Origin of the sequence: Bacillus sp. 103mf (assembly GCF_900116295.1) — a bacterium.
GTDB lineage: Bacteria > Bacillota > Bacilli > Bacillales > Bacillaceae_G > Bacillus_A > Bacillus_A bruguierae.
Window position 1 is genome coordinate 93,809 of sequence record NZ_FPAF01000004.1, and the last position, 22,762, is coordinate 116,570.

The following is a 22,762-nucleotide window of genomic DNA, read 5'->3' on the forward strand; positions in this document are numbered from 1 at the left end:
CTGTAAAATGATGAATCATACAACTGCTTTAAGGGAATTAGCGACAAAGCTGTTAGATGACTATAAAGCTGGGTCTTCTTTCTTTTTTGCTTCACCTTATCGAACCATACTAGCGGAAGGAGTGTTTGCTACAGTGGAGCATAATCAGGTAGAAAGTTTTTCAGAGCTTGTTCATGCTGTACTAAATAACGCAAAGCAAGCGAGCCATCATAATCCCATTGTTGTAGGTGCGTTACCTTTTGATAGACAACGACCTGTACAGCTTGTTGTACCACAGGAGAGCAGAATTGCTGATTGTTTACAATTCGATGCTCAAGATCAAGTCCAGTTGTCTTCTACACTTACATATGAAATGAAACCTGTTCCATCACCTTCAGAATATATGCGTGGTGTAGAACAAGGAGTAGAAAAAATAAAAGCAGGTGACTTAAAGAAAATTGTCCTATCTAGATCACTAGATTTGAATTCTCCAGAAAAGGTTAATATTCAAAAGATACTTCGTGATTTAGCAAAGCACAATAAACACGGGTATACGTTTGCGGTAGATTTACCGAAGAGTGAAGAGGAAAAGAATAGTGATACTGCACCACAACGCAGTCGCACACTTATAGGAGCTAGTCCAGAACTGCTTGTTTCACGTAATGGAATGCAGGTCGTTTCTAATCCACTTGCAGGATCTAGACCTCGAAGTGAAGACCCTGCAGAAGATAAGAGACGAGCAGAGGAACTACTTTCTTCAGCTAAAGATTTACATGAACACGCTGTTGTTGTTGAAGCGGTAGCTGTTGCATTACGTCCGTACTGTCGTATATTACATGTTCCGGAAAAACCGTCATTAATAAATAGTGAAACGATGTGGCATTTATCTACAGAAGTAAAAGGAGAATTATTTGATACATCCGTTTCTTCATTAGAACTTGCGCTTGCGTTGCATCCTACACCGGCTGTTTGCGGGACTCCAACTGAAAAAGCTCGGGAAGCTATTAAAGAAATTGAACCGTTTGACCGAAGATTTTTCACTGGGATGCTCGGCTGGAGTGATTTAAATGGTGATGGGGAATGGATTGTTACCATTCGATGTGCAGAAATTGAAGAAAATTCACTTCGTTTATTCGCAGGAGCGGGGATTGTTGCAGAGTCAAAACCTGTGGAAGAATTAGCCGAAACATCCGCTAAGTTTCGTACGATGCTACGTGCCATGGGATTAAATAATGAATTACTGGAGGGATAAATGATGTTAACAGGATGCTGCGAGTGGCCGAAGGAATTTGCAGAACGATATAGAGAGAAAGGTTGCTGGCGCGGAGAGACGTTTGGAGAAATGCTACGAGAACGTGCAGAAAAGCATGGTGATCGAATTGCACTTACAAGTGGAGACACGTATGTAAGTTATGCTGAACTTGATAATAAAGTAGATCGTTTAGCTGCAGGTCTTCGAAGTTTAGGAATAAAGCAAGAAGATCGAGTTGTTCTTCAATTACCTAATGTTGTGGAATTTTTTGAAGTATGTTTTGCGCTTTTTAGGATCGGTGCACTTCCAGTCTTTGCAGTGCCATCACATCGAAGTAGTGAGATAAGTTATTTCTGTGAATTTGCTAAAGCAACGGCTTATATTATCTCTGATAAACAGCTTGGATTTGATTATCGAAAGCTTGCTAGAGAAGTAAAAGAGAAAGTACCAACATTACAACATGTCATAGTTGTAGGAGAGGAAGAGGAATTTATAGGAATACATGACCTCTATATGAATCCTGTCAATCAGCCCCAAATACAATCTAATGATGTAGCGTTTCTACAATTATCTGGCGGAACAACGGGGTTATCTAAATTAATTCCACGAACGCATGATGACTATATTTATAGCTTACGAGCAAGTGCTGAAATTTGTAAGTTGGATAAAGACAGTGTGTATCTAGCAGTACTTCCTGTTGCGCATAACTATCCACTTAGCTCACCAGGAGTTCTTGGAACATTATATGCCGGAGGAAGGATAGTGCTTGCTTCTGGAGGAAGTCCTGATGAAGCCTTTTCTCTTATCGAAAAGGAACGCGTTACAATAACAGCACTTGTACCACCACTTGCGATGGTATGGCTTGATGCAGTAGCGTCTCGAAATAATGATTTGTCGAGCCTTCAAGTTTTGCAGGTGGGTGGTGCGAAATTTAGTGCTGAAGTTGCTAAGCGTATACGCCCGACATTTAATTGTACATTACAACAAGTTTTTGGTATGGCTGAGGGATTAGTGAATTATACGAGATTGGATGATTCAGAAGAAATCATTATTCATACGCAAGGAAGACCGATGTCCGAGTTTGATGAAATTCGTGTCGTTGATGAGAAGGATCATGATGTGGGGCCGGGACAAGTAGGGGGGTTGTTAACTCGTGGACCTTATACAATCCGTGGTTATTATAAAGCTGAAGAACATAACGCTAAATCATTTACTTCTGATGGATTTTATCGCACTGGCGATCTTGTCAAAGTGAATGAGCAAGGTTATCTAATAGTGGAAGGGCGCGATAAGGATCAAATTAATCGCGGCGGCGAGAAAGTTGCAGCTGAAGAAGTTGAAAATCATCTTCTAGCTCATTCAGCTGTACATGATGTGGCAATTGTATCCATGCCAGATGGTTATTTAGGTGAACGTACTTGTGCCTTCGTAATAGCACGCGGACAAGCACCAACTGTAAGTGATTTGAAAAGGTTCTTAAGAGACCGTGGGATTGCAGCATATAAAATTCCAGATCGCATCGAGTTTATTAAATCATTCCCACAAACGGGTGTAGGGAAAGTGAGCAAGAAAGAATTGCGTAAAGTTATTGCTGAAAAACTTAATTCTACAGTGCAGTCATAGATTGTCTATAAATAATTTTAATAATACTCGGAAGGAAGTGATTAGATGGCTATTCCGGTTATCTCAGTATACACAATGCCAGTAGAGGCAGATTTACCAAATAATAAAGTAATGTGGAAGCCAGATCCTAAACGTGCAGTTCTTCTCATTCATGATATGCAAGAGTATTTTTTGGATGCATATCATGCAGTAGAATCACCGAGAGTAGAACTTATTTCAAATATTCAATCAATCAGAAAAGCATGTAAAGGACTTAGTATTCCTGTTATTTATACAGCGCAGCCAGGTGGACAAACAATAGAACAAAGAGGATTATTGCAAGATTTTTGGGGAGCTGGCATTCCTGATGGGCCTCATAAGAAAAAGATTGTAGATGAACTTGCTCCGGATGAGGATGATATTTTCCTTACAAAATGGAGATATAGTGCTTTCAAGAAAACAAATCTTCTAGAAATTTTACACAAACAAGAACGTGATCAGCTTATTATTTGTGGGGTTTATGCGCATATTGGATGTCTTTTAACAGCGTGTGAGGCATTTATGGATGGGATTCAGCCATTTTTTATTGCTGATGCAGTTGCTGATTTTTCACAAGAACATCATAAGCAAGCTGTGCAGTACGCATCTGATCGTTGTGCAGTAACTTTAACAACAAATTTATTATTAAAAGATTTACAGAATTCGAACGATGCTTCTTCAATAGAGGGAGATTCAAGGTTTACATTACAACGAGTACGTGAGCAAGTAGCGGAATTGCTTCGTGAATCACCATCTGCTATTGGAGAGGATGAAGATTTATTAAATAGAGGAATGGATTCAGTTAGAATTATGAATTTAGTAGAGAAGTGGCGCCAGATGGGGGTAGAAGTTACATTCGCAGATTTAGCTGAACGTCCAACAATTTCTGAATGGTTTAATTTGTTGTCCTCCCAAACAGAAAAGGTGCTGTCAAATACGGATAACATGATAAAGGGGTAAATACGAATGTCTAATTATCAAGAGGTTCGCTATTCATTGTCAGGTGCGCAAATAGGTATGTGGTTTGCGCAGCAACTTGATCCAGAAAATCCAATTTATAATACTGGCGAGTATATAGAAATACATGGTGTAGTAGATGCAAAAATATTTGAGTTAGCAGTGCGTAAAGTTGTAACGGAAACCGAATCTTTACATGTCCATTTTGAAGAAGATGAAAACGGACCATGGCAAGTTATTGATAATTCTCCTGAATTTTATATGCATATTATCGATGTTAGTGCAGAGGAGAATCCGACAAAAGCCGCTGAAGCTTGGATGAAATTAGATTTATCTAAGCCGATTAACTTGAAAAAGGACAAGCTGTATACAGAGGCGCTCTTTAAAATTGCTTCTAATCGTTTCTTTTGGTATCAGCGCATCCACCACATTGTGATGGATGGCTACGGTTTTTCGTTACTTGCAGAGCGAGTAGCAAAAGTGTATACGGCATTAATGGGTAATCAATCGTATGATGAGCGTTCATTTGGACCCTTACAAACTATGTTAGAGGAGGACGCAACATATCGTGCATCAGAACGATTTGAGAAAGATCGTAATTTTTGGTTAGAACGCTTCCAAGATCAACCAGAAGTAGTAAGTTTGGCAGAACGTGCTTCTAGAACATCAAAATCATTTCTGCGTCAAACAGCTCATTTGTCTCGTCTAAGTACAGAATCTTTGCAAAAGGTTGCACATAAGTGCAGTGCAAGTTGGCTAGAGCTTGTTATAGCCGCAACTGCCATCTATATTTACAAACTAACAAGTGCAAAGGATGTAATTCTAGGTTTACCGATAATGGGACGATTAGGATCTGCATCTATTAATGTTCCTGGTATGGTTATGAATGTAGTCCCGTTCCGCTTATCTATAAGCTCCGATTTGAGTTTTGCTGAGGTTGTTCAAAATGTTTCTCATGAGATCCGTAATATACGTCTTCATCATAAGTATCGTCATGAAGAATTACGACGAGATCTGAAATTATTAGGAGAAAATCAAAGATTATTTGGTCCAATGATTAATATAATGCCATTTGAGTATGGTCTAAACTTTGCAGGAAATCGTGGAATGAAACATAACCTTTCAGCAGGACCAGTTGATGATCTTTTAATAAATGTGTCAAATGAGTTTGGTGGAAATGGTTTGAAGATTCATTTTGATGCAAATCCTGAGGTGTATAACGTGGAAGAGCTACTAACTCATAAAAAAAGATTTGTGAATCTTCTGGAAAACATCTCGAATCTTCAAGTAAATTCACCGATTGGAAAACTAGAACTCTTATTTCATGAAGAACGTAAGCAAGTGTTGGTCGAATGGAATCAAAATACGAAGGAAGATTCATTCGTAAGTGTACCTGCTCTCATTGAAAAACAAGTAAGTAAATCTCCTGATTCTACTGCTGTAGTATGTAATGGGATGGAGCTTACCTATAAAGAATTAAATGAACAGGCAAATCAACTTGCTCATTTCTTGCTAGAACAGGGCGTTCGATCTAAACAATTCGTAGCATTAGCATTTCCAAGATCTGTAGAGATGGTTATCGGGATGCTAGCAGTTCTTAAGACAGGTGCAGCGTATTTACCGATCGACCCAGAATATCCAGAGGATAGAATTACGTATATACTAAGCGATGCTCAGCCTGCTTGTACCCTAACACATTCTTCTGTTTTGGCTAATTTACCGAATGAGGGTCACACAACAATAGTTGTACTTGATAACAAGGATACAAAAGAGGAGTTAAGAGGATATCCGAAAAGAAATCTAGATTCATTTGATAGCGTATCACTTTTAAATCCTGCATATACAATTTATACTTCGGGGTCAACAGGTAAGCCAAAAGGTGTAGTTGTGCCAATGCAAAGCTTAAGCAACTTTTTATTGGCAATGCAAGATGAATTCTCACTACATGCAACTGATTGTTTGTTAGCAGTTACAACTTTTGCGTTTGATATTTCCGCTTTAGAAATCTATTTACCACTTATTAGTGGATCGAGTGTTCGAATTGCTCAGAAAGAAGCAGTCCAAGATTCGATTGTATTAACAGAGATTATTCAAAAAGAAAATATCACAATTATGCAGGCTACACCAACACTTTGGCATGCGCTTGTAACGGATTATCCAGAAAGGTTAAGAGGGCTTAAAGTTCTTGTTGGTGGTGAAGCGCTTGCTTCTAATCTAGCATGTAAGTTAAAAGAATTAAATTGTCATGTTACCAATCTTTATGGACCAACTGAAACAACAATTTGGTCAACTTTAATGAATATGGATGAAGAGGAGAACAGTACACCTTCTATTGGAAGACCGATTTGGAATACGCAAGTATTTGTACTAGATGCAGGTCTACAACCTGTTCCACCTGGAGTAATTGGTGAATTGTATATTGCTGGTACTGGACTGGCAAATGGATATTTAGGAAGACCTGAATTAACAGCTGAACGCTTTGTTGCTAACCCATATGGACCACCTGGTACACGCATGTACCGTACAGGTGACCTTGTCAAATGGCACATAGATGGTTCGTTAGATTATGTTAGTCGTGCAGATCATCAAATTAAGATTCATGGATTCCGCATTGAGTTAGCTGAAGTGGAAACTGTATTACAGAAGCATCCTCATGTGGAACAAGTCGTTGTAATTGTTCGTGAAGATCAACCTGGTGAGAAACGCTTAGTTGCTTATATTGTACCTCATGCTGAAGGAAGCTTTGACTCTGCAGAGTTTCGGACATATGCAGCAGAAAGCTTGCCAAGTTATATGATACCATCTGCGATTATGATTTTATCTGAATTGCCGTTAACACCGAACGGAAAAATTAATCGTCAAGCACTGCCGGCACCTAATTTTAATTTATTTGTTAGTGAACGCGTAGCTAGAAATCCAAAAGAAGAAATTCTATGCAATTTGTTTGCAGAAGTACTAAACCTAGCGAGGGTTGGAATAGATGATAACTTCTTTGAAATAGGTGGTCATTCTCTATTAGCTGCTCGTTTAATGGGCCGTATTCGTGAAACATTAGGTGTGGAATTAAGAATTGGAAAACTATTTGAATCGCCGACTGTTGCTAAACTCGCTAAACAGCTAGATAGTGCTCAAAGTGCAAGACCAGCCGTTCAAAAAATGGAACGTTCCAAGGAAGTACCACTTTCTTTTGCGCAGCGTCGTTTATGGTTCTTAAACTGCTTAGAAGGTCCAAGCCCAACTTACAATATTCCGGTAGTGATTCGGATGTCTGGAGAATTAAATCATGAGGCTTTGCAAGGTGCATTCTATGATGTTATCAATCGGCACGAGACGCTGCGAACAATTTTTCCAGATGCGTTTGGTACATCACATCAGCAGATTTTGGAGACTACTGATGCTATACCGAATCTAATAATCACACATACAACTGAATCAGAATTACCTGAGTTACTTGCTGAAACGGTACGATATAGCTTTAAACTGGCAGAAGAGTCCGCTATTCGAATCCAACTTTTTGAAATAAAGCCAAATGAGCATGTACTACTTGTATTATTACATCATATTGTTGGCGATGGCTGGTCTTTAAATCCGTTATTAAGAGATCTTGCTGCTGCTTATCGGGCGCGTTGTCAAGGTGAATCAGTTCAGTGGAAGTCACTTCCGGTGCAGTATGCGGATTATGCTCTTTGGCAGCAAGAGTTGTTAGGAAGTGAGAGTACACAAGGTGGGCTCATTTCACAACAAATTGATTTTTGGAAAGAAGAGTTGAAAGATTTGCCAGAGCAACTTGAATTACCTACAGATTTTCAGCGCCCAGCGGAAACGAGTTACCGCGGAGAAACGATACATTTCCATGTGAATTCTGAGTTACATGAACGATTATTAGAGCTTGCTCGTAAAAATAGTGTTAGCTTATTTATGGTCTTACAATCTGGCCTTGTAGCATTACTTACACGGTTAGGCGCCGGAACTGATATTCCGATAGGAAGTCCAATTGCCGGACGTAATGATGATGCTCTCGGAGATATTGTTGGATTGTTCGTAAATACACTCGTTTTACGTACAGATACATCTGGAGATCCTAACTTTAGTGAACTTTTAAGTCGTGTGCGTAAGGTCAATCTTGCAGCATATGAACATCAAGATGTCCCATTTGAAAAACTTGTTGAAGTATTGAATCCCATCCGTTCGAGAAATAGTCATCCACTATTTCAAATTATGTTAGCTTTTCAAAATACACCAGAAGCTACATTAGATGTGCCAAATTTAGAAGCAAGCATTGAGATTGAAAGTGTTGGGTCATCAAAATTTGATCTTACTATTGAATTAAGTGAACGTAACACTGCTGAAGGCACACCAAATGGCTTACACGGTTTAGTTGAATACAGTACAGACTTATTTAAACGCGAAACAATAGAAAAACTCGCTGTACGTCTATTGCGATTATTAGAAAATGCTGTGGAAAATCCAGATCAACCGATTGGACATTTAGAGATCTTAACACAAGAAGAGCGTCAAACAGTACTACAAAAATGGAATAGTGATGTTCAGCTTATATCTGAAATGACTTTACCAGAATTATTCGAAAAGCAGGTTCAATGTACTCCAGAGGCTACTGCAGTAGTATTTGAAAATACTACAATAAGTTATGAAGAGCTAAATAAGAAAGCAAATCAGCTCGCACGCCTATTGATTGCGAAAGGTGTTGGACCAGGAAAAATGGTTGCTTTAGCAATGCCAAGATCGTTAGAAATGGTTGTCAGTTTATTAGCAGTTCTGAAAGCTGGAGGTGGATATTTACCGTTAGATCCTGACTATCCATCCGATCGCATCGCGTTTATGCTAAATGATGCAAAACCTACTTGTGTCATTACAAATACACAAGTAGTAATTGATTGTGGCAAGACACCCAAAATTGTAGTTGATGATTCGGAAATAATTGGAGAATTAAGTAAGCATAGCGAAGAGAATATAGGAGATATAGAACGAATACAACCGCTATCACCTTTACATATCGCCTATGTTATTTATACATCAGGTTCGACAGGTAGACCAAAAGGTGTAATGATTCCTCATCAAAATGTCTTTAGACTATTTGAAGCAACAAATCATTGGTTCCAATTTAATTCAGAAGATGTTTGGACAATGTTCCATTCTTATGCTTTTGATTTCTCGGTTTGGGAAATTTGGGGACCACTATTGTATGGGGGACGTCTTGTTGTTGTACCACACAGTGTGACCCGTTCACCTAAAGAATTTTTAAATCTACTTGTTTGTGAAAAGGTAACAGTTTTAAATCAGACACCATCAGCATTTTATCAACTTATGCAAGCAGATCGTGAAAATATTGAAGCGGGGCAAAAACTTTCTTTACGCTATATTATCTTTGGCGGTGAGGAACTGGAACTTAGTCGTTTAGAAGATTGGTATAGTCGTCATCCAGAAAATTCACCTAAACTTATCAATATGTATGGTATTACAGAAACAACTGTACATGTGAGTTATATTGAACTCAATCAAAATATCGTATCTTTACGAGCAAATAGTTTAATTGGATGTAGTATACCAGATCTTAAAGTGTATGTATTAGATAACTATTTACAGCCGGTACCACCAGGAGTAGTAGGAGAAATGTATGTTGCAGGAGCAGGGCTTGCCCGTGGTTATTTAGGACGTGCAGGATTAACTGCCGAACGATTTATAGCAGATCCATATGGAAAACCGGGTACCCGCATGTACCGTACAGGAGATTTGGCACGTTGGCATCAAGATGGAACATTAGATTATATAGGACGTGCAGACCATCAAATTAAAATTAGGGGTTTCCGAATTGAACTAGGTGAAATTGAAGCAGTTATTATGCAGCACCCTCATGTTGAACAAGTGGCTGTTATTGTACGTGAAGATCAACCTGGTGATAAGCGTTTAGTAGCCTATATTGTTTCTTCAGAACATCATGTTCTTGATACAACTGCAATGCGCCAGTATGTAGGATATAGTTTACCTGATTATATGATTCCATACGCTTTCGTTATGATAAGTGAATTACCTCTAACTCCAAATGGTAAGTTAGATCGCAAAGCATTACCGGCACCAGAGTTCACTATATCTACAATAAGTAGAGGACCACGAACACCACAAGAGGAAATTTTATGTGATTTATTTACAGACATTCTAAATTTACCGCGAATTGGTATTGATGATGGTTTCTTTGATCTTGGTGGTCATTCATTACTTGCAGTTCAGTTAATGAGCCGAATTAGGACAGCACTTGGAGTAGAGTTGAGTATTGGGACCTTGTTTACAGCACCAACAGTTGCTGGGCTTACCGAAAGACTTGAGATGGGAACAAGCCAAAGTGCGCTAGATGTAATTTTGCCATTAAGAACAAGTGGAGAACAATTACCTATGTTCTGCGTGCATCCAGCAGGTGGACTAAGCTGGTGTTATGCAGGGTTAATGAAGTCTTTAGGAACGAATTATCCAATTTATGGTGTGCAAGCGCGTGGTATTGCAAAAAATGAAGAACTACCAAAAACATTAGAAGAGATGGCTGCAGATTATATTGAACATGTTCGTGAGGTTCAGCCGTACGGTCCGTATCGATTATTAGGTTGGTCTCTCGGAGGGAATGTTGTTCACGCGATGGCGACCCAATTACAAAATCAGGGAGAAGAAGTGGAACTGCTTGTTATGCTTGATTCTTATCCAGGTCACTTCTTACCGAATACAGATGCACCTAGCGAGGAAGAAGCACTCATTGCATTGCTGGCATTAGGTGGATATGACCCAGATAACATGGATGGAAAACCTCTTGATATGGCGAACGCTATCGATATACTTCGCAGGGATGGAAGTGCGCTAGCTAGTCTTGAAGAGGAGACGATTTTGAATTTAAAAGAAACATATGTAAATTCTGTCGGTCTTTTAGGGAAGTACGTTCCTAAAACATTTTATGGTAACCTTTTATTCTTTAGATCAACAATCATACCAGAATGGTTTGATCCAATTTCTCCAGACACATGGCATAGTTATATAGATGGAGAGATTGAATTGTATGAAATTGATTGCCGTCATAAAGATTTATGTCAGCCAGGACCGCTTACAGAAATTGGACAAGTATTAGCTAGTAGATTACAAGGAATGAGAGGGGCAAATAAAGTATGACGAATCCATTTGAAAATGATAATTTCATGTATAAAGTGCTAGTAAATGGGGAAGGCCAGTATTCTATTTGGCCAGCCTTTCTTGATGTACCATCTGGTTGGGATGTTGTTCACGAACAAGATAGTAGACAAGCTTGTCTAGCATATATTGAATTACATTGGAATGATATGCAGCCAAATCATCTTTGCTCGCTTGCATGCACTCCAGCAGGGAAGTAACAATGAATTTGAAAATGAATCCGAAAACTTTCCACTAAAGTATTATACGAGAAAATAATACGGAAGTTTTCTTTGTAAAATATAGGGAATGTGAAAGCGAGTGATTTTTTATGCAAGATTGGGAGGTTGTTGATTCCGTACCACTACTTACTAGAGATAGCTGTCAAATATGGTGGGCGCGAATTACAGACATACAACCATGGCATTATGACTTACTAAATGAAACAGAACGAGAAAGAGCAAATGTATTTCATCATTCCCATGATCAAGCAAGGTTTATTATTGGATGTGTGATTAGTAGATTAGTATTAGGTGGGCAGCTTAAGATGTTTCCTTATCAAGTCCCAATAGACCGTACCTGTTCTAATTGCAAACTACCACATGGACGGCCACAACTACCTAATGGAATGCCGCATTTTTCTGTATCGCATTCAGGCGAAATAGTAGGAGTTGCATTTACTGCGTCAACACCTGTGGGGGTTGATGTGGAACAATTGAGACCAAAGATTGACGTGATGACAATGTCTGAAGGAGTACTAACGGATCAAGAATTTGCTCAGATTAAAAAATTAACAACAGAAGAGCAAGTAAAAGGTTTTTTAACATATTGGACAAGGAAAGAGTCACTTTTAAAAGCAACAGGAGAGGGGCTTAGTATTCAGCCTTCTAATCTTAGTGTGTCTAGTCCAGCCTCTTCTCCTCAGTTACTTTTATTTAAGAATAAACCAGAACTTGTGGAAATTACTTCTATGATAGATTTGTATCCAGAAGCCGATTATGTCGCAGCTCTTTCTATACTAAGTAAAGAGGTGAAAGAAATTAGACAGTTTCATGCAAAGCGACTTTTAGATAAAAAGCCGAACATGACTGTATCCTACTAGAATAAGTTGGTTCGGATAACTATTATTTCATTACTTATCCCGCTATTCGTGGGCAGTAATACTACCATCTCAAAATTCAGCGAAAGCATTGTCCAGCTCCAGTGGCTAGAATGTTCGGTGGCTTCGCTTCTTCCTACGAGGTAAAAAAACCTCTACGTCAGAAGCTCCATCCCCCTCACATTCTGAACGAGCCACTTCCGCTTTTCTTAAGAAGTTAGGTGGGAGATAAACTGCCCGTAAAAGCCCGATTGGTGAGGGCTAATAATCAGTGGGGGATGAAGAAAACCCCCACTGATTAAAGTTTCACTTTATAAAAGAGGTGTATTCGGACTAACTTTGTCAATTCTTCCTCCTGTTGTTTTAAGGTTAAAATACCGTATTGCTCATAAAAAGATTGATAAAGTCCACCTAAGTTATTCCATTTGTACTCTGGAGTGGGCGTTTGTACGTCAAGTCCACATTGTTCGTCTTTTTCCCATGATAACAACAAATTAATCCACCTCAATTGATAAGAAAGTATTTCAGAAGGAGATTTGTCCACTTCGGAGATATGTTTATCTCTCAACTCTTCAGGAATCACCTTAAATTCTTCAATAAATTTCTTATAGGCTTTATCGATTGATTCAATCTAAAGTAAGAGCAGTTCTTTGTAATGAGAAATGCTTTTTATTTTTATCAAAATTAAAAGGATATTTCAATAACAATAATAATATAATAAAAAACAATACGAATTTATTGTAAAACGATAAATCATATGATAAGATCATGTTGTTATTAAATAATCGAGGTGCTTTTTATGAAACAAGTTACGACACTCTTTTTAAAGCTAGCTGTTATTTTTATAGGAATCCCAGTTCTTGCATTGTGCATATTTTTGGTGCCTAAGATCGGGAATTTTGCTGGAGAATTGTATCCAGATATTGCTTATATGAAATCTCTCGTTTTAATCGATATGTACGCGGCAGCGATACCTTTTTACTTTGCTCTGTATCAAGCTTTTAAACTTTTAAGCTATATTGATAAGAACCGAGCGTTCTCGGAATTATCGGTAAAGGCTTTAAAGAATATAAAATACTGTGCCATCACGATCAGTACCTTGTACTTGCTAGGTATGCCACTCTACTATCTCATGGCGGAAAGAGTTGACCCTCCAAGTATCATGCCAATCGGATTGGTCATTATTTTCGCCTCTATGGTGATCGCCGTTTTTGCTGCTGTTCTCCAAAGACTTTTACAAGAAGCTATTAATATAAAATCAGAAAATGATTTAACGGTCTGAGGTGGAGGATATGGCAATTATTATTAATATTGATGTGATGTTAGCAAAACGAAAAATGAGCGTAACGGAGCTTTCGGAGAGGGTTGGGATTACGATGGCCAATCTTTCCATTCTGAAAAATGGGAAAGCAAAAGCGGTTCGTTTTTCAACATTAGAAGCGATATGTAAGATTTTGGATTGTCAACCAGGTGATATTTTGGAGTATAAAAGCGACGAAGACACTCAATAAAAACAGACAACAACTTTCTTCAACCAATGGGATTAGATAGTGAAATTAAGATGAAGGGATAGCGATTAAGCTATCCCTTCTCTGCGTTTATCATAAAGACGTAGCAACTATAGAACGATTAGAACAACTTAATTTAGAGTTAATTCAAAGATTGGACCAATAAAGTAAACTTTTACAGGAAAGGGATGCTCAAAGAATAATAAGAGAAGAACAAAGATATATTCAATTAATGCAAGTATTAAGAGAAATACAAGATAGTAAGCGCCTAATAGCAGCTTCAGAACAGAAGAAATCACTTTGGAGTCGTCTATTTGGTAAATAAATTAGAATTTAATAATAAAAAAAGATTCACTCCTTATCTATTTTTATATAAGGAGTGAGTCTTTTTTGGGGCTACCAATAATAATATGTTATGGTAACTTGAAATGAATACGATATTTATCAATTTTTCCTTTCATTAACCATGAGAAAATTGTATGAAAGGGATATCGGAGGGGTTTTATGAAACTAGTAGGACAACAAATATATCTTCGACTTTACAAGATTTCTGACGCCAGCGAGTTAGCTAAATTACATACTAGAAATCGCGAATTTTTTCAACGAGTTTGCCCATTACTCCCAGAAGTCTTTTATACAGAAGAACACCAAAAAATACGCATTGAACGGTCATTAAAAAAGAAAGATGAAGGGCAAATATATGCTTTTGGAATCTTTTTAAAAGCAACTGATAAACTTATCGGAGACATTTCATTAACTCAAATTGCTAGGGGAGACGTCCAAAGCTGTTATACGGGATTTACTTTAGATAAGGAGCATAATGCAAAGGGCTATACAACAGAAGCTCTTCAACTTGTTGTAGACTTTGCTTTTAGAGAATTAAAACTACATAGAATTGAAGCAGGAGCTATGCCTGACAATATAGCATCTATTCGTGTATTAGAAAAAGTAGGGTTTAAAAAAGAAGGTATAGCTAAAGAAAATGTAAAGATTAATGGTAAATGGACAGATCATCAAATATTAGCTATCATCAACAGTTTGGATGTGTAAGCTCATTTCAATTCCGCTAACGAAAATCATGTAAATGCGAAACAAGTTTTGAATGTATCATTAGCAGAGATACAAATCATTACAGAACATTCGCCCGTTCGTTGTTTAGATCGATAAGCAGAAAGAGCGATGATGGAAGCAATTGATGCAGCAAAAAGCAATGGAAGGAAGTGTTTCAAGCAAGTATTGAACGTTCAAATAGCTGCGCTGTACCAGCAGCAAGTGTAGTAGCGGAAGCTGTTGTAGCTTGGGAGCTGCTGATGCATTAGTAGAACAGTTTGGACAAGATCGTATGGAGCTGATAAAGAACAATATTGCTCAGCACAAGAAGTACGCGAAAGGATTTTAAATGCAACAATAAAAGTCGCTATTTCTATTTTAAAGAGATAGCGACTTTTATTGCTGCATGAATTAAATAAGATGTAGATAATCTAAAATGTTTTTTCCGATTAAAAAGAGAGTTACTGCGATAAATAATATTCTGACATACGATACACCTTTTTTAATCGCGAAGTTGGAGCCTACAAAAGCTCCTAAAATCATCGCAATCCCCATCGGAATTCCATATGAAAAATTCACGATATCTAAGTATAAAAACATAATGAGAGCGGCAATGTTACTACCAAAATTAAGAACTTTTGCATTGCCGGCTGATTGAATAAAATCAAAGCCAATCATTAAAAAGGAAAATAGCAAAAATGAACCAGTTCCAGCTCCAAAGAATCCATCATAAAATCCAATCATAAATACTGCTATTGCAAAGACCGCTCCTCTTTTCCGGCTCATTCCTTCATATTTGGAATCTTTTCCCCAATCCTTTTTTAGAATTGTATAGATAGCAACTGCAATTAATAACACTAACACTAACGGTTTTAATACTTGTGAGGAAATATGTTTTACCACATATGCACCAAAAAACGAGCCAAGAACAGTCAAAGGGAATAATTTAGATACAAGTCGAAAATTTACTTTTCCTGATTTAATAAACGATATAGTGCTTGTTAGAGCTCCCATTGAACTTGCCAATTTATTTGTAGCAATTGCTGTTGAAGGTGGCAATCCTGTAAACAGTAAGGCCGGGATAGAAATCAAACCACCGCCTCCAACTACTGAATCAATGAATGCAGCTAAAAAACCAGATAGTACTAAAAAAGCTAATGTGTATAAGTTTATATCTTCCATAATAACTACTCCCTATAATATAAATTTGTTTTTAGCGAAAGGGTTTGATGTTTAGTCACTATTAAAGTAGTGACTAAATATATGTTAGCAAAATCATAAGTATTTGTGAATAAAAAAATTGAAAATAATGACTAATGAGGAAAGTTGATGAATTAAATTATTTAAACTCATCTTGATTTTTTAACATATAAGTCGCTGGCAGGGAGAAAACAAGTGCTCTGCACTTGCTTTCTCCCTTTGTTTTAACCTTTGCCCGTGGCAGGAAAAGGTTTTTATGTCAGTGTTTCAACTTGTATGAATATAATTGATAACACCATAGAAATCATTTACTAAACGGTTGTTTAACGATACTATTAGTTTTAGTAGCTAAATGTTTACTGTTATTTTAAACGCTTATATAGGAAGGTTATTATGGAAAAAATCTTACAAAAAATTCAGTCGCTAGGTTTTAATCAATACGAAGCGAAAGCGTATGTAGCCCTCGTATATTTAGGAGCATCAAGCGCTTATCAAGTAAGTAAACAATCTGGTGTTCCTCGCGCTCGGATATATGAAGTGTTAGAAGGACTGGAAAAAATGGGTGTAGTGATGAAAGAAGAAGTAAATGAGGCTGCACAATATTCTCCTCTACCTGTTGAGGTATTTCTAGAATCAATTAAACAAAAATGGGAAGATACATATACATCTGTACAACAAGAATTAAAAGCAGTTGAGAATCAAAGGCCAAAAGCTGATCCGCGTGTTACTACTATAAAGGGAGAAGAAACAATACTTTCATTTTGTCGTATTCTCCTTCGCCGTGCTCAAAGCAGAATTATAATTTCTATGTGGGATATGATGTATGAAAAACTTGAAGAAGATTTACAAAAGATGCAAAAAACTTGTAGTCTAAAGGGCATTGTTTTTCAAGTTGAGAATCCATTACCAAATTTAGTCATTCATCGTAAAACCGATTACGTAGATAACATCGGAGAAAAGAAATGGTTTATTATATCTATTGACGGCAAGGAAATGATTTATGGCCATCCTGTAGAACAAAATGGAAATACCTTTTATACAGATGATCCTGTACATGTGTCTCTATTAGAAAATTACATATGGCATGATGTATTAGTGAATCGATTGATGCAAGAAAGTAAGGGGAATTTACAACCTTGGATTTCTGGGGAAAGAGAGATATTTTTTAATAAATAATCGCCACGTACTCCTTTGTACAATGTGAAAAACTTATAGAAATGTATACAGAGACCGCTTAACATTTATTGTAAGCGGTCTTTTTCTTTAATCATACATTTTACGAAAAAGAAAATGAACAACAACAAAATACCTTATCTTCTTTTCTTCCACATATTTTTTTATAGTTTCCTTTAAATTTATAATCAAAATGAAAAAAGAAGTATCTGAAATTGATAAGCTACAAAATTTACATCCAAAATAAAAGGAATTTTTTACAGTTATTGTGAGAGAAAAAAATTTTTCACACGTTATATAGAGTGTAAAAGCTTTTACAAAAATGTAAGGAGAGTTGTCACATGAAGTCTACTCATACAAATTTTATTCGACGATTGCAGCGACAAAAAGAAGACGCGCTCGAATTCATAGTTGATATGTATTTGCCATTAATAAAAGGAATTACTTATAAAATCCTTGCTCCACTTGAAAACAAAGGTGTCATAGAAGAATGTATAAATGATGTTTTTTTGTCCATATGGAACAATTCGAAAAAGTTTCATGGAGATCAAACCGATTTTAAGAAATGGATTTGTGCGATTGCGAAGTTTAAAGCAATTGATTATTACCGAAAGGCTGCTAAAAATATAGAACTTCCTCAAAATTATATGGATTTAAATGGAGAAAAGTCACCAGAAGATGAACTAATTTTAGTAGAAGATCGAAATGAACTCATAAAGTTAATGAATCAGTTAGAACCGATGGATAGAGAGATTTTTATTATGAAGTTTTTTCTAGGTTTAAAGACGGAAGATATAGCACAAAAATTTGGTTTAACTAGAGCAGCTGTAGATAATCGGATTTATCGGGGAAAAAAGAAGCTCCATAAAACTGCTACAAATCTTAATTTGGGAGGTAGTGTGGTATGAAGGATATTTATGAGTTATTAAATGATATAAATATAGACGAAACAGAGTTTGAGGAGATGGAAGTAACAGAATTTGAAAAGGCAAACATGAAACGTACTTTAAAACAATCCATACATAGGAAGAAACATACAAAAAGTTGGAAAGTAAAAATTGCTGCAGCTACAGTTATTGTTGGTTTATCAGCTACTACTTTCGGATTAGCGTTTCCTACTTATGCGGGGAGTTTACCTATAATAGGTGACATTTTTCGATTTTTAGATAATGGGAGAACAGGTCTTTATGATCGTTATAAAGAGTTTTCCACTGAAATGAATATGACAAAAGAAAGTAAAGGCATTAAAGTTACGATTAATGATGCGATTTTTGATGGAAAAACAACAACAGTAACGTATTCTATTGAAAGTGAGCAAGACTTAGGGGAGAAACCTGATGTATTAGATAATTTGGATTTAATGGATGCAAACGGAATGACAGGAAGTTCTCAAATTTCAAAAGTTGGCGAAAATAAGTATGTAGGCTTAATGACAGCTACTCATCATAATCCAAATAAAAAGGATTCTATAAATGTAAGATGGAATGTAGAAGGCATAACAATTCCGGATCAAAAGAAGGAAATTAAAGGCAACTGGAATTTCGCTTTTAATTTAAAAGCAATCGATAGTAATGAAAAATCAATTAGTGGTAGTACAGAAAAAGATGGTGTGAAAGTAAATATGGAAAAGTTAGCAATAACGCCGATGTCATTCATTGTTTACTACAACCAAGAGGTCTCTAAGGAAGTTAGAAAGAAATGGGATGATGTGGATGTAGAGTTAGAAATTAAAGATGACTTAGGAAATCAATATTCGGGGGAAGGAAACGGAGGGACAGGGAAAGATCCATATAATATTAGCTGGAGTAAAACGTTTCAAAAGCTTGATAAAAATGCAACAAAACTAATTATAACGCCCCATGTTAATTTGCGAATTCACACCCCTAGTAATCATGGTGGAGTAGAAATGACAGGAGGGAAAGAAAAGAAGATTTCAGTGCCAGAAAAATCTGGTGAAGAGAAGAATTTTGTTTTAGAAGACATTGTTATTAATTTTAAAAAATAACAATATTATATGAACATTTTAGCGTATTTTTCCATAAAAATGTAGCATAACTAAAGATAAGTAATTACACGTTTGATATGTTTACAATTTTAAGGAGGAAACAGCGCATGGCATTTTTATGGTCATTAATTATTGGCGGCATTTTAGGATGGTTTGCTAGCTTGATTATTGGAAAAGATGTTCCTGGTGGTGTAATTGGTAATATTATTGCGGGGATTATTGGATCTTGGATAGGTACATCACTTCTTGGCAAATTCGGCCCTGTGATTGGTGGTTTTTCTATTGTCCCAGCTTTAATTGGTTCCGTTATTCTTATTTTTATTGTTAGCTTTTTGCTTCGCATGATGAAAAAGTAAAGTATGAGGACTGTTTACTTGAGTAAACAGTCCTTTTTTTCATTTTGTGTTATATTGATAAATCTGTTATGCTAGTGACATAATATTTGGAGGTGTCAACATGAAAAATTTTACAGTTAATTTTCATCAAGAAGATAATGCAAAAGCAACGACTGTTTATAAATTAAGTGAAGATGACTTTAATAAAGCAACAGAAGGCGGTACACGTCATCTGTTTGATTTAGATACAAATGTAGGTTTTTTTGTCTTCTTTGATGCAGAAGATGCTGAAGGTAATGAGCAATATTTAATGCTTCAATATGAAGGGGATCAAGAAGAACCAAGCGCGTGCTACGGTTTTGATTTAAAACTATTTTATCAATTTGTAGCCCTGTATTTAAATGATCTTGAATTCCAAGGTGAAACTGATGAAGAAGAGGAAGAATATGGTCCAATTCATCATTTAGCTCATTTACTTTATCACATCGTAGAAGATGGTAAAGAGATTGAAGCTTAAAACCTTGGTAAAATGCGGTTTCTAACATTTTGGAAACCGCATTTTATGGTATTTGCAAACATTAGTTATCCAAATGAAGTCGCGTTCAGACAAGGTTCAAGATTCTGTCATCTTTTTAAAATATAAAATATGCATCTTGCTAGTAAAATTTCTGTTATATATAAAAAACGAGCTAATATTCATTCAGCTCGTTTTTTGTTTCTATCATCAATCAATGCCCGTCTAGAAAAAGTAGTATTAAATTCTTTTATGGAATCATTCACTACATATCCAGCAGTAGATAAAATAATAGTTAATCGCAGTCAATAATGGTAATGCTGATATTAAGGGTCCTTGTTCCTAAGGTAAGAAGTATAGCAGTAACAATTACTGATTCAGGTCCGTCAATGACTATAAAAGTTGAAGCATCAGTAGTGGTAGCAACAGGAATACCGACAATAGGGACGCTTCCATCAATTAACACTTGACTAGAAAGAGTTGTAAGTATTCATCAAAAAATGGTAATAGTGACGGGGTCACTGATTCCTCCCAAAGCAGAAGCGGTAATGTTTACTGTCCCAGGTAAAAAACTAGATGAGAAAGTTGCCGTAAAAAAGCCAGATGGATCTGTAAGAGCAGGGTTAGAAGATATAGTACCAAGAATAGGATCACTTACTGTAAAGGAAACCGGTGTACCTATTGGAGGGGGACTTCCATTCACCAACACTTGACCAGAAAGAGTTGAGGGAATAGGCGCTATTATATTAATAGTAGTTGGATTAGCGTTCAGGGTAATCGTTGTTGTGGATGGAGGAGGGAGAGGAGATACAGTTGCTAATAGATCCAGAACATTTTCAAATTTGAACTCAAGCAGCATTTCCTTTTTGATGACATCGCGAAGGGTTCTTTGTACACTTGAGTCGACAGTAAGAAGATTAGATATCGTAACTACTGGAGGAGAAAGTGTAGTTCTTCCCGGCGGTAATGTTCCTAAAACAAATTGAAGCTTCTCAGCCTCAGCATTGATAATATGGGCCAAAGCTAATTCTTCTAGAGCAATGGAGCTTAAAAGCAATGGAATCGTCTGTGCAGTAGAAATAGAAATGGTAGGTGTGATATTAGGGATATTTGGAAAAGACAAGATGCATTCATCCTTTCTAGGAAACCATCAAATCATCTGATTTCATACATGGGTCTCCCTTGTTTTTATTTTTACATTATAGTTAATTCAGACAGGCGAATGTTGGTAACGGATAAATCCCCAGAGGTAGGAGTCTATTTTGGTGTAAAAGAGGGGAGATATTATAAGGTCAATCATTTTTTATCATTATGAATATGTTACTAGTGGAAAGTAAGTAAGGGAATGATTTCACATCAGGGAGAATTTCGATCCTTCTGATGTTTTCTTTTTGCATATTGTATACATGTAAAGTTAACATAACATTATCGGAAGTGTTTTTTATAAATAATTAGAGGAGAGGATTATTGGATGGATCATATGCGTTCTTACTGATATGTCATTAATAAAAATGTGATATTACAAATAGATAAAAAGTTAATTCGTTCTCCATATAATATCACATCGTAGAAGACGGTAAAGAGATTGAAGCTTAATTAAATAAGAAAGGCTGCTCCTTATGCGGACAGCCTTTTTGCTTTGTCTTGTTTAAGAATATAAGTTATAAAAAGATATTGGCAGGTGCCGCCAATAATAAGAAAAACGGCACAAATATTAAATAAGAAACTCCCGCTAAAGTGTTGTAATAATAACGCTCCAGCTGCTGGACCAAGCATGCGTGAAATATCCCAGTGCGTACCGTAAATAGAGAAATAAATCCCTCGCATATGTTCCGGGGCTAATTCGGAAACGAAACGTAACAGATGATTTAAAGCTATACTTTCTCCAATTGTTAAAATAAGTATTGTGAAAAATAGTAACCATAATGTATGAGAGTAGCCGTAGCCCATCGCAGCAATCGTATAACAAACATAAGAGATAACAATAATTTTTTGCATAGAAAATTTCTCTGCCCATTTTACGACTCCTACTTGCAAAACAATTTCCATGATTCCTTTACATGAAGCCATGAAAGTAAAAACAAACATAAAATTTGTGAATAATTCTTTTTCGGCATATATTCGATAGTTTGTTTCTATTTGAGCGTAGAAAAAACTAATCGGCAACATAAAGATCATAAGTCCAAACACACTAAAATGTTGTGATAAAAAATTTCTCCAATTCGTAGGTGTAGTTCTTTGTTCATCATGTTGTAATAGGGGAGCAGTTTCTGGAAGTTGTGCCCACACAAGAATAGAATAGAGAAATAAAGCAGTAGCTTCTAAGATAAAAAGAATAATTGGATTATCATTGTAGAATAGATATCCAAGTGCAGGACCAATGATTGCTCCGACTGCTCCAACTGTTTGAATGAGAGCAAATACTTCGGCTTGCTTTTCTTTCTCTGTTACATCAGCAATTTGTGCTCGTTGTGCAGGAATATAAAGAGAACGCCCTAGACCATTCATAATGTAAAAGAGAGCAAATAGTATAACGGATTCGGCAAAAATAAAACCAGTCATAGCGCATGCTTGTAATAATAGTCCAGTTAGAATAATTTTTTTTCGTCCATATCGATCTGTAATGCTACCGCCAAAAAGTGTAAAGATAATTTCACTAAGCGGTTGCAGCCCAAAAAGTAACATTGTAAACAAGGCGTTTCCATTTAATGCTTTGTTTACATATATGATAAAAATTAGTGCGAGCATTGCTCCTGTTATACTTGTTAATAGCTCTCCAAACAACCGGATCCATATAGGTTTACTGTAACGTTTTGCAAATGTCATCATTTCATTCTCTCCTTTCTATATGGAAATTTTATGATGGAAAGGAAAGAGGAAAAAGA

At 36.5% G+C, this 22,762-nt stretch carries 16 protein-coding genes and 4 pseudogenes; 16 read left to right on the forward strand and 4 right to left on the reverse strand.

The features are described from left to right. Nucleotides 1-10 precede the first annotated feature (10 nt). The 6 genes from dhbC (at nt 11) to BM350_RS12455 (ending at nt 12,095) form a co-directional block, all read left to right on the forward strand. Nucleotides 11-1,231, forward strand: a complete 1,221-nt coding sequence (gene dhbC / locus BM350_RS12430; RefSeq protein ID WP_090915024.1) for an isochorismate synthase DhbC — start codon at nt 11-13, stop codon at nt 1,229-1,231. 3 nt (nt 1,232-1,234) lie between these two features. After that, nucleotides 1,235-2,854: a (2,3-dihydroxybenzoyl)adenylate synthase gene (locus tag BM350_RS12435; RefSeq protein WP_090915022.1), complete on the forward strand. Its 1,620-nt coding sequence runs from the start codon at nt 1,235-1,237 to the stop codon at nt 2,852-2,854. 45 nt (nt 2,855-2,899) lie between these two features. Beyond that, nucleotides 2,900-3,832: an isochorismatase family protein gene (locus BM350_RS12440; protein WP_090914840.1), complete on the forward strand. Its 933-nt coding sequence runs from the start codon at nt 2,900-2,902 to the stop codon at nt 3,830-3,832. A gap of 6 nt (nt 3,833-3,838) precedes the next feature. Further along, nucleotides 3,839-10,996, forward strand: coding sequence for an amino acid adenylation domain-containing protein (locus BM350_RS12445; protein ID WP_090914838.1), 7,158 nt, complete (start codon nt 3,839-3,841; stop codon nt 10,994-10,996). Next, nucleotides 10,993-11,214, forward strand: coding sequence for an MbtH family protein (locus BM350_RS12450; protein ID WP_090914836.1), 222 nt, complete (start codon nt 10,993-10,995; stop codon nt 11,212-11,214). The genes BM350_RS12445 and BM350_RS12450 overlap by 4 nt, the downstream gene beginning before the upstream one ends. A gap of 110 nt (nt 11,215-11,324) precedes the next feature. After that, nucleotides 11,325-12,095, forward strand: a complete 771-nt coding sequence (locus BM350_RS12455) for a 4'-phosphopantetheinyl transferase family protein (RefSeq protein WP_090914835.1) — start codon at nt 11,325-11,327, stop codon at nt 12,093-12,095. Between the two features lie 322 nt (nt 12,096-12,417). On the opposite strand, the pseudogene BM350_RS12460 reads toward BM350_RS12455, so the two are convergent. Next, nucleotides 12,418-12,723 (reverse strand): annotated as a pseudogene (locus BM350_RS12460) (ClbS/DfsB family four-helix bundle protein); the annotation flags it as partial. A 168-nt stretch (nt 12,724-12,891) separates the two neighbouring features. Here BM350_RS12460 and BM350_RS12465 point away from each other — a divergent pair. The 5 genes and pseudogenes from BM350_RS12465 to BM350_RS28025 all read left to right on the forward strand — a co-directional run. Then, the gene (locus BM350_RS12465) at nt 12,892-13,374 is read left to right on the forward strand and encodes a DUF2975 domain-containing protein (protein WP_090914833.1); all 483 of its coding nucleotides are present in this window, start codon (nt 12,892-12,894) and stop codon (nt 13,372-13,374) included. A 10-nt stretch (nt 13,375-13,384) separates the two neighbouring features. Next, on the forward strand, nt 13,385-13,603 hold the full coding sequence (locus BM350_RS12470) for a helix-turn-helix domain-containing protein (RefSeq protein ID WP_090914832.1): 219 nt from the start codon (nt 13,385-13,387) through the stop codon (nt 13,601-13,603). A gap of 61 nt (nt 13,604-13,664) precedes the next feature. Next, nucleotides 13,665-13,925 (forward strand): annotated as a pseudogene (locus BM350_RS28020) (DUF3967 domain-containing protein); the annotation flags it as partial. 179 nt (nt 13,926-14,104) lie between these two features. Next, nucleotides 14,105-14,650 (forward strand): GNAT family N-acetyltransferase, encoded by a 546-nt coding sequence (locus BM350_RS12480; RefSeq protein ID WP_090914831.1) that lies wholly within the window; start codon nt 14,105-14,107, stop codon nt 14,648-14,650. 164 nt (nt 14,651-14,814) lie between these two features. Continuing rightward, nucleotides 14,815-14,999 (forward strand): annotated as a pseudogene (locus tag BM350_RS28025) (chorismate synthase); the annotation flags it as partial. Nucleotides 15,000-15,061: 62 nt separating this feature from the next. Here BM350_RS28025 and BM350_RS12490 read toward each other — a convergent pair. Beyond that, the gene (locus tag BM350_RS12490; RefSeq protein ID WP_090914830.1) at nt 15,062-15,832 is read right to left on the reverse strand and encodes a sulfite exporter TauE/SafE family protein; all 771 of its coding nucleotides are present in this window, start codon (nt 15,830-15,832) and stop codon (nt 15,062-15,064) included. 411 nt (nt 15,833-16,243) lie between these two features. Between BM350_RS12490 and BM350_RS12495 the strand changes: the two genes are divergently transcribed. The 5 genes from BM350_RS12495 (at nt 16,244) to BM350_RS12515 (ending at nt 19,880) form a co-directional block, all read left to right on the forward strand. Then, a complete protein-coding gene (locus BM350_RS12495; protein WP_090914822.1) occupies nt 16,244-17,026 on the forward strand; it encodes a TrmB family transcriptional regulator in 783 nt (260 codons plus the stop codon). 338 nt (nt 17,027-17,364) lie between these two features. Then, the gene (locus BM350_RS12500) at nt 17,365-17,931 is read left to right on the forward strand and encodes a sigma-70 family RNA polymerase sigma factor (RefSeq protein WP_090914820.1); all 567 of its coding nucleotides are present in this window, start codon (nt 17,365-17,367) and stop codon (nt 17,929-17,931) included. After that, nucleotides 17,928-19,028: a DUF4179 domain-containing protein gene (locus BM350_RS12505; protein WP_090914818.1), complete on the forward strand. Its 1,101-nt coding sequence runs from the start codon at nt 17,928-17,930 to the stop codon at nt 19,026-19,028. Before BM350_RS12500 ends, BM350_RS12505 begins: the two co-directional genes overlap by 4 nt. 107 nt (nt 19,029-19,135) lie before the next feature. Further along, nucleotides 19,136-19,384, forward strand: a complete 249-nt coding sequence (locus BM350_RS12510) for a GlsB/YeaQ/YmgE family stress response membrane protein (protein WP_090914817.1) — start codon at nt 19,136-19,138, stop codon at nt 19,382-19,384. A 100-nt stretch (nt 19,385-19,484) separates the two neighbouring features. After that, the gene (locus tag BM350_RS12515) at nt 19,485-19,880 is read left to right on the forward strand and encodes a cytosolic protein (protein ID WP_090914816.1); all 396 of its coding nucleotides are present in this window, start codon (nt 19,485-19,487) and stop codon (nt 19,878-19,880) included. 808 nt (nt 19,881-20,688) lie between these two features. Here the strand turns inward: BM350_RS12515 and BM350_RS12520 are convergent. After that, nucleotides 20,689-21,000 (reverse strand): annotated as a pseudogene (locus BM350_RS12520) (hypothetical protein); the annotation flags it as partial. A 494-nt stretch (nt 21,001-21,494) separates the two neighbouring features. Beyond that, the gene (locus tag BM350_RS12525; protein ID WP_090914814.1) at nt 21,495-22,706 is read right to left on the reverse strand and encodes an MDR family MFS transporter; all 1,212 of its coding nucleotides are present in this window, start codon (nt 22,704-22,706) and stop codon (nt 21,495-21,497) included. Nucleotides 22,707-22,762: the final 56 nt, after the last annotated feature.

Bases quoted from the DNA above. Each gene is read 5' to 3' on its own strand.
- dhbC (WP_090915024.1), top strand. From the start codon at position 11: ATGAATCATACAACTGCTTTAAGGGAATTAGCGACAAAGCTGTTAGAT.
- BM350_RS12435 (WP_090915022.1), top strand. From the start codon at position 1,235: ATGTTAACAGGATGCTGCGAGTGGCCGAAGGAATTTGCAGAACGATAT.
- BM350_RS12440 (WP_090914840.1), top strand. From the start codon at position 2,900: ATGGCTATTCCGGTTATCTCAGTATACACAATGCCAGTAGAGGCAGAT.
- BM350_RS12445 (WP_090914838.1), top strand. From the start codon at position 3,839: ATGTCTAATTATCAAGAGGTTCGCTATTCATTGTCAGGTGCGCAAATA.
- BM350_RS12450 (WP_090914836.1), top strand. From the start codon at position 10,993: ATGACGAATCCATTTGAAAATGATAATTTCATGTATAAAGTGCTAGTA.
- BM350_RS12455 (WP_090914835.1), top strand. From the start codon at position 11,325: ATGCAAGATTGGGAGGTTGTTGATTCCGTACCACTACTTACTAGAGAT.
- BM350_RS12465 (WP_090914833.1), top strand. From the start codon at position 12,892: ATGAAACAAGTTACGACACTCTTTTTAAAGCTAGCTGTTATTTTTATA.
- BM350_RS12470 (WP_090914832.1), top strand. From the start codon at position 13,385: ATGGCAATTATTATTAATATTGATGTGATGTTAGCAAAACGAAAAATG.
- BM350_RS12480 (WP_090914831.1), top strand. From the start codon at position 14,105: ATGAAACTAGTAGGACAACAAATATATCTTCGACTTTACAAGATTTCT.
- BM350_RS12490 (WP_090914830.1), bottom strand. From the start codon at position 15,832: ATGGAAGATATAAACTTATACACATTAGCTTTTTTAGTACTATCTGGT.
- BM350_RS12495 (WP_090914822.1), top strand. From the start codon at position 16,244: ATGGAAAAAATCTTACAAAAAATTCAGTCGCTAGGTTTTAATCAATAC.
- BM350_RS12500 (WP_090914820.1), top strand. From the start codon at position 17,365: ATGAAGTCTACTCATACAAATTTTATTCGACGATTGCAGCGACAAAAA.
- BM350_RS12505 (WP_090914818.1), top strand. From the start codon at position 17,928: ATGAAGGATATTTATGAGTTATTAAATGATATAAATATAGACGAAACA.
- BM350_RS12510 (WP_090914817.1), top strand. From the start codon at position 19,136: ATGGCATTTTTATGGTCATTAATTATTGGCGGCATTTTAGGATGGTTT.
- BM350_RS12515 (WP_090914816.1), top strand. From the start codon at position 19,485: ATGAAAAATTTTACAGTTAATTTTCATCAAGAAGATAATGCAAAAGCA.
- BM350_RS12525 (WP_090914814.1), bottom strand. From the start codon at position 22,706: ATGATGACATTTGCAAAACGTTACAGTAAACCTATATGGATCCGGTTG.